At 41.6% G+C, this 16,197-nt stretch carries 12 protein-coding genes; 11 read left to right on the plus strand and 1 reads right to left on the minus strand.

All coding sequences use genetic code 11. From position 1 onward, the window contains the following. Positions 1-174: 174 nt before the first annotated feature. The 3 genes from ACFPIK_RS06200 to ACFPIK_RS06210 all read left to right on the plus strand — a co-directional run bounded on the left by ACFPIK_RS06200 (position 175) and on the right by ACFPIK_RS06210 (position 3,963). On the plus strand, positions 175-1,479 hold the full coding sequence (locus tag ACFPIK_RS06200) for a putative oxidoreductase C-terminal domain-containing protein (RefSeq protein ID WP_377913309.1): 1,305 nt from the start codon (positions 175-177) through the stop codon (positions 1,477-1,479). Between the two features lie 61 nt (positions 1,480-1,540). Further along, a complete protein-coding gene (locus tag ACFPIK_RS06205; protein WP_377913311.1) occupies positions 1,541-2,947 on the plus strand; it encodes a Rossmann-fold NAD(P)-binding domain-containing protein in 1,407 nt (468 codons plus the stop codon). A 65-nt stretch (positions 2,948-3,012) separates the two neighbouring features. Next, complete coding sequence (locus ACFPIK_RS06210; protein ID WP_377913313.1) at positions 3,013-3,963, plus strand: aldo/keto reductase; 951 nt, start codon at positions 3,013-3,015, stop codon at positions 3,961-3,963. Positions 3,964-4,018: 55 nt separating this feature from the next. On the opposite strand, the gene ACFPIK_RS06215 is transcribed toward ACFPIK_RS06210, so the two are convergent. Beyond that, positions 4,019-4,636 carry a phosphoribosylanthranilate isomerase gene (locus tag ACFPIK_RS06215; protein WP_377913315.1) on the minus strand — a complete coding sequence of 206 codons (618 nt, stop codon included), beginning with the start codon at positions 4,634-4,636 and terminating at the stop codon, positions 4,019-4,021. Between the two features lie 137 nt (positions 4,637-4,773). Between ACFPIK_RS06215 and ACFPIK_RS06220 the strand changes: the two genes are divergently transcribed. From ACFPIK_RS06220 to ACFPIK_RS06255, 8 genes are all read left to right on the plus strand, one after another. Next, on the plus strand, positions 4,774-5,463 hold the full coding sequence (locus ACFPIK_RS06220) for a hypothetical protein (protein WP_377913317.1): 690 nt from the start codon (positions 4,774-4,776) through the stop codon (positions 5,461-5,463). 124 nt (positions 5,464-5,587) lie between these two features. Next, positions 5,588-7,114 carry a S8 family peptidase gene (locus tag ACFPIK_RS06225; RefSeq protein WP_377913319.1) on the plus strand — a complete coding sequence of 509 codons (1,527 nt, stop codon included), beginning with the start codon at positions 5,588-5,590 and terminating at the stop codon, positions 7,112-7,114. Between the two features lie 46 nt (positions 7,115-7,160). Further along, a complete protein-coding gene (gene rpe / locus ACFPIK_RS06230) occupies positions 7,161-7,811 on the plus strand; it encodes a ribulose-phosphate 3-epimerase (protein WP_377913321.1) in 651 nt (216 codons plus the stop codon). Positions 7,812-7,924: 113 nt separating this feature from the next. Beyond that, the gene (locus ACFPIK_RS06235) at positions 7,925-8,413 is read left to right on the plus strand and encodes a hypothetical protein (RefSeq protein WP_377913323.1); all 489 of its coding nucleotides are present in this window, start codon (positions 7,925-7,927) and stop codon (positions 8,411-8,413) included. 106 nt (positions 8,414-8,519) lie between these two features. Continuing rightward, a complete protein-coding gene (locus ACFPIK_RS06240) occupies positions 8,520-9,539 on the plus strand; it encodes a hypothetical protein (protein WP_377913325.1) in 1,020 nt (339 codons plus the stop codon). A gap of 99 nt (positions 9,540-9,638) precedes the next feature. After that, positions 9,639-12,179 carry a DNA gyrase subunit A gene (gene gyrA / locus ACFPIK_RS06245; protein ID WP_377913327.1) on the plus strand — a complete coding sequence of 847 codons (2,541 nt, stop codon included), beginning with the start codon at positions 9,639-9,641 and terminating at the stop codon, positions 12,177-12,179. 26 nt (positions 12,180-12,205) lie between these two features. Next, the gene (locus ACFPIK_RS06250; RefSeq protein ID WP_377913328.1) at positions 12,206-13,414 is read left to right on the plus strand and encodes a tetratricopeptide repeat protein; all 1,209 of its coding nucleotides are present in this window, start codon (positions 12,206-12,208) and stop codon (positions 13,412-13,414) included. A 252-nt stretch (positions 13,415-13,666) separates the two neighbouring features. Further along, entirely contained in the window at positions 13,667-16,123 is a 2,457-nt protein-coding gene (locus ACFPIK_RS06255) for a PIG-L family deacetylase (protein WP_377913330.1), read from the plus strand. Positions 16,124-16,197: the final 74 nt, after the last annotated feature.

A 16,197-nucleotide genomic window follows, 5' to 3' on the forward strand; every position in this document is an offset into this window, starting at 1 on the left:
AGAAAGCTGAAGACAGAAAGTTGAAAAAAGGAAGCTTTGTTTTACCTGCTTTTAGCTTAAAAAACCTTTCCCAATCAGATTAAACTAAGTCCATTTACCGAAAACATGATATCCAAAAATTATATTCTAGGGGCCTTTTTGGCCCTTTTTCTCGCTAGTTGCGCTCAAAAAGAAATGAATACCGAAAACACTGAATCAGATTCAAGAGTGCGGATTATGACCTTGGATCCGGGACATTTTCATGCAGGTTTGATTCATAAATCCATGTATGCTGATGTGGATTCGACGGTGTACATTTTTGCTCCTGAGGGTGCAGAGCTCAAAGACCATCTTAACCGCCTAGCTTCCTACAATGGCAGACCTGAAAATCCAACAGCTTGGAATTTGGAAGTCTATTCCGGTGCAGATTACCTCCAAAAGATGATTTCCCAAAAGCCAGGTAATGTCATGATGGTAGCAGGGAAAAACGATGTCAAAATCGATTACATCCTGTCCGCGGTCGAAAATGGGATCCATGTTTATGCAGACAAACCATTGGTTATTAATCCGGCTGGATTCAAAAAATTGCTCAGTGCATTTCAGACTGCCAAAGACAAAAATCTTTTGCTTTACGACATCATGACGGAGCGATTTGAAATTACCACCTTGCTTCAGCGCGAGCTTTCGATGATTCCTGAAGTTTTTGGAACACTTGAAGACGGCACGCCTGAAGATCCCGCGATTTCAAAAGTTTCTGTGCATCACTTTTTCAAGTATGTGTCAGGCGCTCCTTTGGTCAGACCGGATTGGTTTTTTGATGTGGAAAAAGAGGGGACGGGAATCGTCGATGTGACTACTCACTTGGTCGATTTGATTCAATGGGAAGCGTTTCCCGATCAGGTTTTGGATACTACTGATGTGAAAATAAATACAGCCAAACTTTGGCCTACTTCGATGACTTTGAAGGAGTTTAGCCAAGTGACCGGGAAACCAGCTTTCTCTGACTTTTTGGCTAAGAATGTCAAAAACGGAAACTTGGAGGTTCTAAGCAATGGAGAAATGAACTACACCCTCAAAGGCAAGCATGCGAAAGTAAGCGTGGTGTGGAACTATCAAGCTCCTGATGGTACGGGAGATACCCACTACAGTATGATGAGAGGTACTAAAGCCAATCTGATCATCCGTCAAGGCAAAGAAGAAAATTACCGACCTGCACTTTATGTAAAACTCCTTGGTTCGGCACAAGCAGACTTGGAAAATGCGGTTAAGCAAACTTTACAGGCAAAGTATCCTGGGATTGATGTGAAATTGATGCCATCAGGGGAATACCAAGTGATGATCCCTGATAGCTATCATAATGGGCACGAGGCGCATTTTGCTCAGGTCACCGAGAAGTTTTTGGAGTATTATAAATCCGGTACTATGCCCGCTTGGGAAGTGCCAAATATGATCACCAAGTACTACACGACGACCAAAGCCTACGAAATGGCAATGAAATAAAGATTCTAAAAAAAACTTTAAAAGGGCTGAGCAGGTTAAACTTGTATTCAGCCTTTTTTTTATGAATCCATCCTCCGAACTTCCTTCCAAAAAACTGACCGTTGCGATTGCAGGGGCAGGAGGGTACATCGGAAGTTGGTTCATTGACCAATACAAAGACCGGTATCATTTCATCGGACTAAGCAGAAGACAGGTTCAGTTCAATCCCTATCCTGAGGTAGAATGGAGGCAAGTGGAGTTGTATTCGATTACTTCTACGGTAGAAGCATTAAGAGGTGTGGATGTAGCTATTTATTTGGTTCATTCCATGAGTGCATCGACCAGGTTGAACCAAGGGAGTTTTGAAGACACAGACCTGCTACTTGCAGATAATTTTAGCAGAGCAGCAGCGCTTAATGAGGTCAAGCAGATCATCTATATCGGAGGTTTGCTTCCGGACGAACCCGAGGAAAAACTCTCCCGACATCTCAAAAGCCGGCTTGAAGTTGAGCAGACGTTGGGCTCTCGAAAATCCAAATTGACTGCAATTCGGGCTTCGATCATAGTAGGTCCAGGTGGGTCAAGTTTTGACATGATCAAAAATCTGGTCAAAAAACTGCCTGTCCTGATGTGTCCCCAATGGACAGAGTCTTTGACTCAGCCCATTTCCCTCCATGATACACTGGTAATATTGGATGCCTGCATCGGCAATCCTAAGGTGTATGATCAAATCATCGAAATCGGAAGTCCAGAGGTGATGAGCTATCGGGAAATGCTTGAGCGGACAGCCCAAGTGATGGAGAAAAAACGATTTGTATTTTCAGTTCCTGTTTTTTCTTTAGGCCTCTCCAAGTTCTGGGTGGGCTTATTTGGTGATAGTCCGCCTCAGTTGGTTTCTCCTTTAGTTGAAAGTTTACGCCACACCCTTTTGGTTAATCCCAGCTATAAATTCAAGCAAAAAAACATGGATTACCTCAGTTACGAAGAGTCGGTAAAAGTGGCTTTGGAAACTGTTGAACGTCCTAAAATGCCTGTCTTTGTCCGTTCAGAAGGGGTGAAAAATACAGTTCGATCTATTCAACGGATGCCAAACAAGGGTCAAAATTCTTCACTTTGGGTAGCCAATCGGTATGCCATTTGGCTTCCAATTTTTTTCAGATTTATTATTCGGGGAAAAGTAAGCGCTAGAGGTGATTTGGGTTTTCATTTGCTATGGGGAAAAGAACCCATGCTGCAACTGACTCAGATACCCGATCGTAGTGATAGTCAGAGGCAGCTGTTCTACATTACGGGTGGCTGGCTGGTGAAGCGTTTTGATTATGGTTGGCTTGAATTTAGAGAAGTGCTTGACAGCAAATACATCATATCCGCCATTCATGAATTTGTGCCACGATTGCCGTGGTTCGTTTATATCCACACCCAAGCGAAACTTCACCTTTGGGTCATGAATAGATTTAAGCATTACTTAGAAAAAAAAGCTGCCCTTTGAAAAATACTTGAATCGAATCCACTTCAAGAAATTTAAATTTAACCACACTATTAAGAATCTACCAGATGAAAACCCTTTCATTTAAAAACGGAGGCCAACTTCCAATTTTAGGCTTAGGAACATGGAAAAGTAAGCCCGGAGAAGTGCGTCAGGCTGTATTTTGGGCAATTGAGGCAGGATACAGACATATCGATTGTGCTGCGATTTATCAAAATGAGCGTGAAGTAGGGCAAGGAATTCACGATGCCATAGCTGAAGGATTGGTAAAAAGACGAGACCTTTTTGTGACTTCCAAGTTGTGGAATGATTCCCATCGACACGAGGATGTGAAGCCTGCCTTGGATAAGACACTCAATGATCTTCGCTTGGATTATTTGGATCTTTACCTCATCCACTGGCCCATCGCTTTCAAGCCTGGGGTAGGTTTTGCGAAGTTGAGAGAGGAGTTCTACACCTATCAGGATGTTCCTTTGGCACAAACCTGGGAAGCCATGCAGGATATCAAAGCTTTAGGCTTGACCAAACATATTGGAGTATCCAACTTCAATCAAGCCAAATTGAATGAGTTGTTGGCCTTAAATGGTGAAAAACCGGAAATGAATCAGATCGAACTTCATCCATTTCTGCCCCAACAAGCGCTTGTTGATTTTTGTAGGGAAAATGAAGTACTGCTTACAGCGTATTCACCATTAGGTTCACCTGATTCCAGAGCTGAGCGACACAAGGATGATCCTACGCTGTTGGATAATCCAGTAGTTAAAAAAATTGCAGAGAAGCATCAAGTAGGCGTAGGTCAAGTATTGATCGCGTGGTCAATTGCCAGATCGATTGCCGTCATTCCTAAGTCAATCAATAAGGATCGGATCAAGGATAATTTAAAAGCAGCTGAGTTGACGCTAGACCAAGAGGATTTGTCTCAGCTAGCCCATATTGGCGTGTCTCACCGATTCGTTGACGGAAGCTTCTTCACCGGTCCTCAAAGTCCTTACAAGCTTTCAGATTTGTGGGATAGCTAAAAATGGAAGTATAAATAACAAAGAGCCCCGAAATTTTAAATTCGGGGCTCTTTGTTTAGTCTTCTATTTCCAGGGCTTCTAAGATATCCGCCAATAAATCAAAGTCCCTTAAACCCGGCTTGATCTCATCACCGCTATCCAATGCCAATCCGCTGATGTATGGATTGGCACTTAGCTGGGCCACATTTTCCGCCGAAATTCCAAATCCTAAAATGACTTTACCGATTGAGGAAAGGGAATGGATAACGTCAAAATGAGCAGGAGTGAGGGTATCTTCTTTGGAAGTTAGATGAAAAGAAAAGGAATGATTTTTTACCTTTTCAGCTAAATCATCAAGGTTACCGAGGTTTTCAAACTGAAGTTTGTAGATCAAATTTAATCTCTCCACTTGCAAATCAAGGAGTGAATCAAGTTGCTCTGATTCCACCCAGGTGATTCCCTGATACTGTTCTAATGTTGCCATTATTTCTTCCGGAGAAGCATCCTTAAACTCAGCGGCAAATTCAATTCCTGAAATCCAACCTGTAATTTCTCCAAAATGAGAGGGGGAGACAAAATGAGGGGAATCAGCTTCCAGACTGAAACCGATCACGTTTGCATACATTCCAGCACAATACCTGGCATCGGTGAGATTGGTGATTCGGTTTATTTTTACAAAAGTTTTTAAAGACATATCCGCTATCCAAGTTTGGTTGCGCTAAGGTAAGCATGCATTTTTTGCGAGAAAAGTAAATTTTGGGTTTGAGGAATTGGGATTTTGGATGTGCTTAAGCTGGAAATTCCTTGTATTTTTAGGCATTGATCGATCTTATGAGGAGCTATCTTCACCTACTTCTGTTTTTTTCTTGTGTAACCTTGATTTCTTGCAACCAAGAAATCGAACCGATACAATTAGACAATGGAAAGGATTTTCAGCCTCTTGTTTTGGGAAATTTTTGGATCTATGAAGTCGATGAGACCATTTACTTTGGAGAAAATGATGCTGAATCTTCCAAGTTTTTCTACAGAGATCGACTGAGATCAAGTTACTTGAATGCCGAGCGTGAAATTGTATTTGTAGTGGAGAGATCCAAGTCCACAAACCGAACTTCTTGGAACAAAGTACTTGAATATTCGCTTCAGGTGAAGAATAATGCCATGGTCAGAACGATAAATAACCAACCAGTGGTTGCTATGAATTTTCCGCCTGAGTTGGGTAAAAAATGGAATGGAAATGCCTTTCGGGCCTTTGCAGCAGATGAATTTGAAATAGATTCAGTAGGAATTAGAACTCTTGAAGGGAAGACCCAAATCCAACTTGCCAGGGTAAATCAGGAAAAATTAGACGATAAAGTCACCCAGCGAGACAACCGATATGAGATTTACCAAAAAGGGATAGGTTTGGTGGAAAAATACGATGAGGTCTTAACCTATTGTTCAAGGAACAATTGTCTCGGTTTGCAATTAATAAATGGTGGATATCGGGTAAAAATGAAATTGGTGGATTATGAGGTGCGATAGGCTTTTAGTTTTGCTTGTATTTTTATTGGGAACTAGTCATGATCTTTTTTCACAAGATCGATATGCGTTTTTTTTCAAATTTAAGCCGCAGACTTCCCTGTCATTGTCCAATCCTAAGGCCTTTTTGACTCAGAAAGCACTTGATAGAAGAACCCGTGAAAACCTGCAAGCAGACAGTTTGGATTTGCCTGTAGCTGAGAAGTATGTAGCGCAGGTTTTGCCATTGACCAGAGATTTACTCTATACCTCCAAATGGCTAAATGCGGCCATTGTGGTGACAGATGAGGCAAAGGCAAAAACTATTCAAGCTTTGCCATTTGTGGACCGAGTCGAAATGGTGGCTAAAGGCTTTTTACTAAGACCGGGTGCAAGGTTGCTTCCTGGTGAGGCTGCACAGACTTTTGATTCAACAAAAATCCATCCTAAGTGGCATCTCAGGCAATCTGAGGTTCAATCCAATGCCTACGATTTTCAAAATCAACTCATTGGAATTGACAAAATGCACCAGTCAGGTTTTACCGGAAAAGGAGTAACTGTGGCTGTGTTTGATGCCGGATTTCCGGGTATGAAAACAGCCAGTTCGTTTGCGCATTTGTTTTCCAAAAATCAAGTTATAGGTCAGAAGGATTTTGTCAGACCTTGGAGGACTGAAGTCTTTGGAGAACATCCCCATGGGGTAAATGTGGCTTCCCTGATCGCTTCCAATGAGCAGGCTAAATTGGTGGCAGGTGCCTATGATGCCAATTTTATTTTTGTCATTACAGAAGAGGTAGCCACTGAATACCGCATTGAGGAATTCAACTGGGTGAGGGCTGCCGAATATGCCGATAGTCTTGGGGTGGATGTCATCAATAGTTCGGTAGGATACATCGATTTTGACGATCCTGCCACGACTTACACCAAACAGCAATTGGATGGCAAGACGACTTACATCACTCGAGGAGCAACCATCGCTGCCAAAAAGGGAATTTTGGTAGTGAACAGTGTAGGTAATTATGGTGGGGCTGGAGTTTCTAGCCTCATTGCGCCTGCTGACGCAGAGGGTATTATTTCCGTGGGTTCTGTGACAACTACCTCTACGGTTTCCAGCTTTAGTTCAAGAGGTCCAACTGCAGATGGTCGTATCAAGCCAGAGCTGGTGGCATTTGGTCAATCCGCAGTGCTCATTAGAGAAAATGGTGCAGTAGGTACAGGTCAAGGAACCTCATTTTCTGCTCCACAAGTTGCGGCGTTGGCTGCTGGACTTTGGCAAGCCAGACCTGAATGGAAAAAAGACCAGCTTATTTTGAATCTGCTCAGAAGTGCATCTCAATACGAAAAGCCTGATAATAATCTTGGTTATGGCATTCCTAATTTTTCCAAAGCCTATTTGGGGGAAATTTTGAATATTGATTCTGAGGAAAAACAGGCAATTGGAATTTACCCCAATCCTTTAACCGATGATCTGTTAACCATTGGTTATGGAGCTAACAAGGAATTGGATTTCAAAGTGTTTGACGTTTCGGGAAGAGTGGTAGTAAAACAAATTTTGCTTAGAGAATCCAAGGAAGTACCCTATCAAGTTGATTTAGCTAAACTTCAACCCGGTCTTTATATACTTCAGTTGACAGATGGGCTTCATGTATCTCGTACCAAACTCATCAAAAAATAACCACCAAGGTCAAGCAGCTTGATCTTCATCTCAAAGTATAATTCCTATGGCTCCTCGAATAGCACCTTCCATATTAGCAGCTGATTTTGGTAATATTCAGCAGGAAGTAGCGATGCTCAATGCGTCTCAGGCGGATTACATCCATGTTGACATTATGGATGGGATCTTTGTCCCAAACATTTCTTTTGGAGTGCCAGTGACCGAAGCGATTCATCGTCACGCCCAAAAGCCATTGGATGTGCATCTGATGATTCAGCAACCTGATTTGTATTTAGAGACTTTCAGAAATGCTGGAGCAGAGATCATAACTGTTCACTATGAAGCTTGCACCCACCTCCATAGAACCCTCCAGGCCATCAAAAAACTAGGAGCAAAAGCGGGAGTGGCGATCAATCCGCATACTCCAGTAGAATTTCTTCGTGATGTGATTGATGAATTGGATTTGGTATGTGTGATGTCTGTTAACCCGGGTTTTGGAGGTCAGCGTTTTATTGAAAACACCTATTCCAAGGTATTGAGGCTAAAGGATTTGTTGACTTCAAAAGACGCTAAAGCATTGATTGAAATCGATGGAGGAGTCAACCTTCAAAATGCGCCTTTACTGCTTGAAACAGGAGCTGATATTCTTGTTGCAGGTAGCTTTGTCTTTACTTCTTCAGACCCTATTGCTACCATCGCTGAGCTTAAGTCTCTTTGATTTTTTAGCCTTACCATTTATCAAAAATTATTTTCCTTTAGACTTTTTAACTTGTCTTTAAAGACGTTAAGGTCTTTATTGATTCATGTTTCATTTTAAAAGTTTACTTAGTTATGAGAAAAATTTTGATGTTTTTGATGCTATTTGGAGGGTTGAGTTTAGCGGCTTTTGCTCAGGAAGAATCAGCTCAAAATGAAGTGACAGATGAGGATCTTAAAAAATTTGCCAATGTGGAGGTCCTGACCGTGGAGTATGTGGAAAATAAGACTGAGGAGCTTAAAAACATGATTTTAAACAACGAGGTAATTGCCGGCGGGGCTAGGTACAATGAAATCAAAGCTGCTTGGGGCAATTCAGCCAAAGAAGAAGAAATTAAATTGACCGAGGAGGAGCGTGGTGCCTACAAAGCCATCAAAGATTTTCAGGATTCATTACAACAATCTGTGGTAGAATATAAAACAGAATTGATTAAAAATGAGGAGGTTTTGGGAGTAAGTATATACAACAAAGTCAATACAGCTATCAAAGCAAATCCTGTTTTGAAAGAAAAATTGGATCAAATGATCCTTTCTATGAAGGAAAAAAAATCTGAAGGAAATTAAAAATTGACCCAAAAGCATACTGGCAAAAGATTTGAAGAAGTCTCCTTAAAAAGAGGCTTCTTTTTTTATTTTCACACCAAAATAAGTCTGAATTCGTTACCCAATCATGATCAGAAAATCCGTTTGCATTGCTCTTTTTCTTTTATCCGCTGTTAGTGTTTCTGGCTTTGGTCAGGATGATGATATTTTTGGAATTTCTTCCAAAGCAAAAAATCCAAAAAGTGAATCGGGAATCGGCAATGCTTACCGGAATGTCTTGGAGATGTTTTCTTTGGAGTTCTCCACTGGGGCAGCCTACCAACAAATGGGTACCACATTTTACTCAGAATTCCCAAATCGTTACCCCATTTCAAAGTTTCAGAATTTAGAAAGTTCTTCTTTTTCGCTGTCTGATACCCTGAGTTTGAGAGGTGGTGATTGGGTGTTGCCCGTAGTCAACGGAGGTGTAAGAATTAATTTGTTCAACCTGCTTACTATCGGCGGAGGCTTTGGAAGAGAATGGGGAAATCTTGCACCCATGCGTGGAAATGACCACGAGTTTAAATTTGAAGGTGCCACTTATCAGATCTCAAAGACCTACGGAACAGTTGGGCTGGTTCTTTTTGATGCCAAACGCAGACAATCCATTTTGAAATGGCAGTATAGAAAATATAGTACCAATAACCTTTACATGCAGTCTGAACTTAAGCAGAGAGCAAGAGCTAACTATCCTTGGAGGTTTATTTTGGAAGGAGAGTTTGGAAATATGAAGCTTACTAAGGCTTATGATCCTGCATTAGATTTGCCAGGCGCACCTTATACTCCGAGATTGGCGGTTTCAGAAGACCCTTATTTTGGAGCATCATTGAGAATGGAATATGATTTTTCAGAATATGCAAAAGTGTTTTTAAAAGGTGGAGGAGAGCTCAGAAAGTTCACCTTTGCATCGAGTGACTTTTCTGAATTTCAGAACATTGAACAAATGGTTTATGGGCTACAAGCAGGCTTCGCTATGAAAATACCCGGTACCAAACGCTGTAAAATACCAGGCTGCGGAGTAGTAATGAAGCACATGCATAATGGAGTTGAATACCGGGGAAGTTCAGTTTTCAGGTTTCAAAACCGAAAAGTGGGACAATGGTATTAATCCCTCAAAATCGGCCTTTTTGATGTGAATTCAGGGTTTTTTAACCTTGTGCTTTTTACTATCTTGCAGCCTTAAATTTGACGCGAGAAAAAGCATTTTATGGCCCAAGGAGAAAACGAGCACATCATTCCAATTAACATTGAAGAGGAAATGCGTGGTGCCTACATCGATTATTCGATGTCGGTTATTGTTTCCAGAGCACTTCCGGATGTCCGTGACGGACTCAAGCCAGTTCATAGACGTATCCTTTACGGGATGCAGGAACTCGGTGTATTACACAACAAACCTTATAAGAAATCTGCCAGAATTGTAGGTGAAGTATTGGGTAAGTACCACCCTCATGGAGATTCTGCTGTATACGAGACCATGGTCAGAATGGCCCAAGATTGGTCTCTTAGATATACACTCGTAGATGGTCAGGGTAACTTTGGCTCCATCGATGGAGACAATGCTGCCGCGATGCGATATACCGAAGCCCGATTGAAGAGGATCGCTGAGGAGCTTCTGGTTGATATCAATAAAGATACCGTTGACTTCCAGTTTAACTTTGACGATTCATTAAAAGAGCCAACCGTTTTACCCGCAAAAGTACCAGCCCTTCTTTTGAACGGAGCTTCGGGAATTGCAGTAGGTATGGCTACAAATATGGCTCCTCACAACCTAGGAGAAGTCATTGACGGCATTATCGCCTACATTGAGAACAGAGATATTACCGTAGCCGAATTGATGAAATACATCATTGCGCCGGACTTTCCTACAGGTGGTATTATTTATGGTTACAATGGAGTTAAAGCTGCATTTGAAACAGGTCGAGGTAGAATTGTAGTCAGAGGTAAAGCCAATGTGGAGGTCAAGGACGGAGGAAACAGAGAGATGATTGTCATCACCGAGATTCCCTACATGGTCAATAAAGCCAACATGGTCGAAAAGACCGCTCAATTGATTAATGAGAAAAAGATAGAAGGTATCTCTGCCATTCGTGATGAGTCTGACCGGTCAGGTATGCGTGTGGTTTATGAACTCAAAAGAGATGCTGTAGCCAGCGTGGTTTTGAATAACCTTTATAAGCAAACAGCGCTACAAACTTCTTTCTCAGTAAATAATGTTGCTCTAGTCAAAGGTCGTCCTTACACACTGAACCTTAAGGATCTGATCGTTCATTACGTTAGCCATCGACATGAGGTAGTAGTTAGACGGACAGAATTTGAACTGAAAGAAGCAGAGAAGAGAGCACACATTTTAGAAGGGTACCTGATTGCATTGGATCACCTAGACGAAGTGATTGCTTTGATCAGAAATTCTGCAGATCCGGAAACCGCAAGAAATGGGTTGATGGAGCGGTTTAACTTAAGTGAAATTCAAGCAAGAGCAATTCTTGACATGCGTCTCCAGAGACTCACCGGAATGGAGCGTGATAAGATCATCCAAGAATACAAGGAGATCATGGCGTTGATCGAGGAGTTGAAAGAGATTCTTGCCAATGAAGACAAACGAATGGAAATCATCAAAACCGAACTTCGAGAAATGAAGGATCGCTATGCTGATGACCGTCGTACCGAGATTGAGCATAATGCAGAAGACTTCAGCTACGAAGACATGATTCCTAATGAGGAAGTGGTAATCACCGTTTCTCACCAAGGTTATGTGAAGAGGACTGCATTGACCGAATACCGAACTCAAGGCAGAGGAGGAGTGGGATCCAAAGGTGTCAGCACCAAAGAGGACGACTGGACAGAATACATCTTTACTGCCTCTACACACAATTATCTCTTGATCTTTACTGATAAAGGGAAATTGTTCTGGCTGAAAACTTACGCAATTCCGGAAGGTTCAAAGACTTCTAAGGGAAGACCGATCCAGAATTTGATCAATATTGAGTCGGATGATAAGATCAGGTCTATCATTCAAGTAGAGAATCTGGAAGATCAGGATTATATCAATAATCACTACTTAGTGATGGTGACCAAACAAGGTGTGATTAAAAAAACCACACTTGAGCAATATTCTCGTCCAAGATCCAATGGCATCATTGCGCTAAACTTTAGGGAAGATGATCAGCTGGTTCATGTGGCGATGACCAATGGAGATCAACACATTGTGATTGCAGCAAAATCAGGAAGGGCTGTTCATTTTCATGAGTCAGCAGTCAGACCAATGGGGCGAACTGCTACGGGTGTAAAAGCTATCACGTTAACGGATGTTAATGACTTTGTCATTGGCATGGTATGTGCCTCCAAGGAAAATGCGACACTACTTGTAGTATCTGAAAAAGGATACGGAAAACGATCCGATCTTGAAGAATATCGAATCACAAACAGAGGTGGTAAAGGTGTAAGAGCTATGAATGTAACTGATAAAACAGGGACATTGGTAGCTATAAAAGAAGTGGTAGATTCAGATGATTTGATGATCATTAATAAATCTGGAATTACCATTAGAATATCCATGGAGCAGCTTCGTATCATGGGACGAGCCACTCAAGGAGTAAGATTGATTAAAGTAGGAGAGGGTGACGAAATTTCCTCAGTGGAAAAAATATCAAGAGAAGAAGTAGAAAGTACCGAATCTTCCGATCTTGCGACTGATTCCTCGGATCCTACAAATGATTCAACCGAATCTGACGTAGAATTAACTGATTAAACCAAACAATAAAGAAAAAAACGCTAATGAAAAAGCTAATTCTCTCAATGGCTATGGTGGCAGTAGCTTCTGTGGCTTTTGGACAAAAGAAGGTAGTAAAAGAAGCCGAGAAAGGTTTCAAACAAGGGACGCTTGACGCTGCTCTTACCGCAATCGAGGGTGCTACTACCAATCCTGAGACCAGTGGTGATCCTGCAACCTTTTTGTTAAAGGCTCAAATTCAAACCAAGATGTTTGCAAGAGATTCTTCAAACACCATGGAAACAGTAGAGATCGGAAATCAGGCAATATCCACCTTCTCAAAAGCTTTTGAGATGGCAGGAAGCAATAAAACATCTCCGGTTGGAAAAGCGGTCTATGCTGAAGAATTGCCAGGTATCCCAGAAAACCTAAAGCCATATTCTCTCTTAAGCCTTAAAAATATTTCTTTCGATAAGGCGCTTAAGATGTATGAAGAGGAGAATCTGGAAATGTCTTATGAGTTTTTCAATCTAGCTGGTGAAATCGATAAGGCAGACTCTACCATTCATTACAATGCAGGATTTCTTGCCAATGACCTAGGAAGATTTGAAGATGCAAAGAGACATTTCAACTACCTCTTCGAAATCCCAGGTTATAACAAAACAAATGCTTACTACTTCATGGTACAGATTCTTAGCACGGAAGAGAAAAATCCTGAAGCTGCTTTTGACATCGTGACAAAGGCAAGGAAAGAATATCCAAACGACAGAGTACTTGCTGAGTATGAAATCCAGCTTTTGCTACAGTTGAATAAAATGGATGAAGCTATGGCTCAAATCAAAGACGCCTTGGCCAATGATCCAAATAACGCAGGTCTTCTGCTAAGATCCGGTTACCTAAAAGAGCAGGCTGGTGATCTTGAAGGAGCCATGCAAGACTATAAAAAATCAGTCGCAGTGGATCCTAATTTCTTTGAAGGAAATTACTACACCGGTGCATTACTTTTGGAGCAAGCCCAAAAAGAACTTAATTCCCTCAATGACCTTTCAGATGCTGAATGGGAAAAGCAGTCTCCGATAGTAGGAAAGAAAGCAGATGCAAACTACAATGAATCAATTGCATTTTTCACCAAAGCACTAGAGATCAAGCCGGATAATACGGATATCATGATCATCCTATTCCAAGTGTATTCCAGGCTGAAGAAAACTGCAGAGATGGATGCTATGAACAAAAAAATCTCCGCTATCCTTGGTGCTAACTGGCAGGATAATTAATTGAATCAATACCTTTGAAAAGGCCGGTCTAGCCGGCCTTTTTTTATGCCCTAGTGGCGGTAAATGAATCACTGGTTCTATACTCAGAATTGGAATAGGGGAGGAATTAGTCTGGTGATAATCACTCTTTGTATAGCTACTTCACTTGTCATCTTCAGTAATTTAATTTGAGTAAATCTCACTTCCATTGATAAAAAAAGCTTTTTATTTCGAGTAGGATTGAAATAGTTTTCGCATCCAATCAAACCCAATATGATCAAATTGAAGTTTCACCCATTTTCATGGACCATTTGTGTGTGGTTCATGAGTTTTTCTGCTTTTGGTCAATCGCTTCCTTCTTCTCAAATCTATCATTCCATTCTTCAACTGAGAGAAACCAAGCGAGTGCTCTATGTAGCTGCTCATCCGGATGATGAAAATACCAGACTCATCGCTTATTTAGCCAATGGTGAGCATGCTGAAGTGGCTTACCTCAGCTTGACTAGAGGAGATGGGGGACAGAATCTTATCGGAAAGGAATTGGGAATCGAGCTTGGGCAGATACGAACTCAAGAATTGCTCAAAGCCAGACAAACTGATGGTGGAAGGCAATATTTTACGAGAGCGCTAGATTTCGGGTACAGCAAAGATCCCACTGAAACGCTTCAAAATTGGGAAAAGGAAAAAGTTCTAGCAGATGTGGTCTGGGCAATCCGGAAATTTCAACCAGATATCATCATCACCCGATTCAATACCATCCCTGGGGTGACTCATGGTCATCATACCACTTCTGCCATTCTTGCAGGTGAAGCCTTTGATTTAGCTGGTAAAACAACAGCTTATCCCCAGCAACTTTCTTATGTGAAACCTTGGCAGCCCAAGAGGATTTTTTTCAATGCCTATAATTTCCGAGGTGAATTCGAACCTGAAGAAGGGAAAAAATACCATGCTTTTGAAGTGGGTGGATACGATCCGCTGCTTGGAAAAACTTATCATCAGATCGCTGCGGATAGCCGAACGATGCATAAATCTCAAGGTTTTGGTTCGACGGCCGGCGCTGGAAATGCTAAAGACTACATTGAGCAGGTAGGAGGTGAGGCTTATTCCAATACTCCTTTTGACGGTGTTGCCAATCGTTGGGAACAGCTACCTGGTGGGAAAGCAATTCTATCTCAGGTCGATCAGCTTTTGAAAAACTTTAATTTCATTCAGCCTGATCAAAATGTGCCTGCTTTGCTTTCTTTGCGAAAGGCTATTTTGAGTTTGAACTCCCAAGAGTCTTGGGTAAAGGAAAAACTCGAGAAATTAGATCAGGTAATTTTCAATGCGTTGGGATTAGAATACGAATATATCGCAAGAAAAGAAGTGGGTTTTCCTGGGGAGAAAATCAAAACCGAACTAGTCCTTACCAACCCATCAAAGATTGAAATAGGTAATGTCTCTTTTCAGGTAATGGAATCTTCTCAAGTAGTAAAATCAGCCAAAGAAAATTTGAGCATTACTCTCCCTATTGAATTCATTATTCCTGAAAACAGCCCATTTTCACAGCCCTATTGGCTGGAGAATCCATTAGATGGTGCGCTATTTTCCGTGTCTGATCAACTAAGAATCGGGGTTCCATTTTCTTCCCAAAACATTGGAGGTAACCTTGCCTTTTCGATTGCAGATCAGCAATTCAAGTTGCCTGTTCAGTTGTTTTACAAACACAATGATCAAGTGGATGGGGAAATCAAACAACCCTTCACCATAGTGCCAGAGGTGGATCTCACTGTTTCCAAAGAAAATGTCTTTTTGCTTTCAGGTGCAGATCCAACAGTTACTGTCACAGTGAATTTTAAAAATCAAATCTTGGATGGAAACCTGGATTTTGAAGGACTTGATTCCACTCAATATAGAATCCTAAGTATCGAGGACATTGCTTTCCAAAAAAAGAGGGTGTTCAAGGTCGCTTTTCTACCAAAAACCAATGGTAAAAAGGTGATCACTGCCAGATTTACGACCTCATTCGGGAAGTCCTATACTCAGGTGACTAAACAGATTTCCTATAAGCATATCCCTAACCTGACTTATTTCAGTCCTGCCCACATCAATTTGATCCAGGCAGATTGGAAGGTTTCCGGTGAAAAGATTGGCTACATTCCTGGAGCAGGGGACGATGTGCCTGGGGTACTTTCTGCACTGGGTTACAAGGTAACTATGATTGGTGCAGAGGATTATTCGGTGGACTATTTGAGCCAGTTTAAAGCAATCGTAGTAGGCATTCGAGCTTACAATACCAATTCTGAGCTAGCTGCTAATCAACAAATCTTGATGGGCTATGTTCGAGCTGGAGGAAATCTGATTGTCCAATACAACACCAGTTCTCCGCTTTTGACCAATCAACTTGGGCCTTATCCATTTACCATTGGTCGTGATCGGGTGACAGTGCAAGAGTCACCTGTTGAAATTTCTTCAGACAGCCCGATTGTTAAAGGGCCAAATCAGATCAATCAAGAAGATTTCAAAGGTTGGGTGCAGGAGCGAGGCTTGTATTTTGCTTCCAACCCAGATGCACACTATCAGCAGCCGTTTACCATGCAAGATCCTGGAGAGAATCCATCCCAAGGAGCTTTGATTCATGCCCAAATTGAGCGAGGTAATTATGTCTACACAGGAATCTCTTTCTTCAGACAATTGCATTCCGGGGTACCAGGTGCTATCAAATTATTTGTAAATCTGATTGAACAGTAAAATGAAAGAAAGGCTGATGAAGTGGTCAAGAATATATCTCGGGCTAATGGCTAGTCTCGTGGTCATGATTGGAT

This window comes from Algoriphagus aquatilis, assembly GCF_042657405.1.
Taxonomy (GTDB): Bacteria; Bacteroidota; Bacteroidia; order Cytophagales; family Cyclobacteriaceae; genus Algoriphagus; species Algoriphagus aquatilis.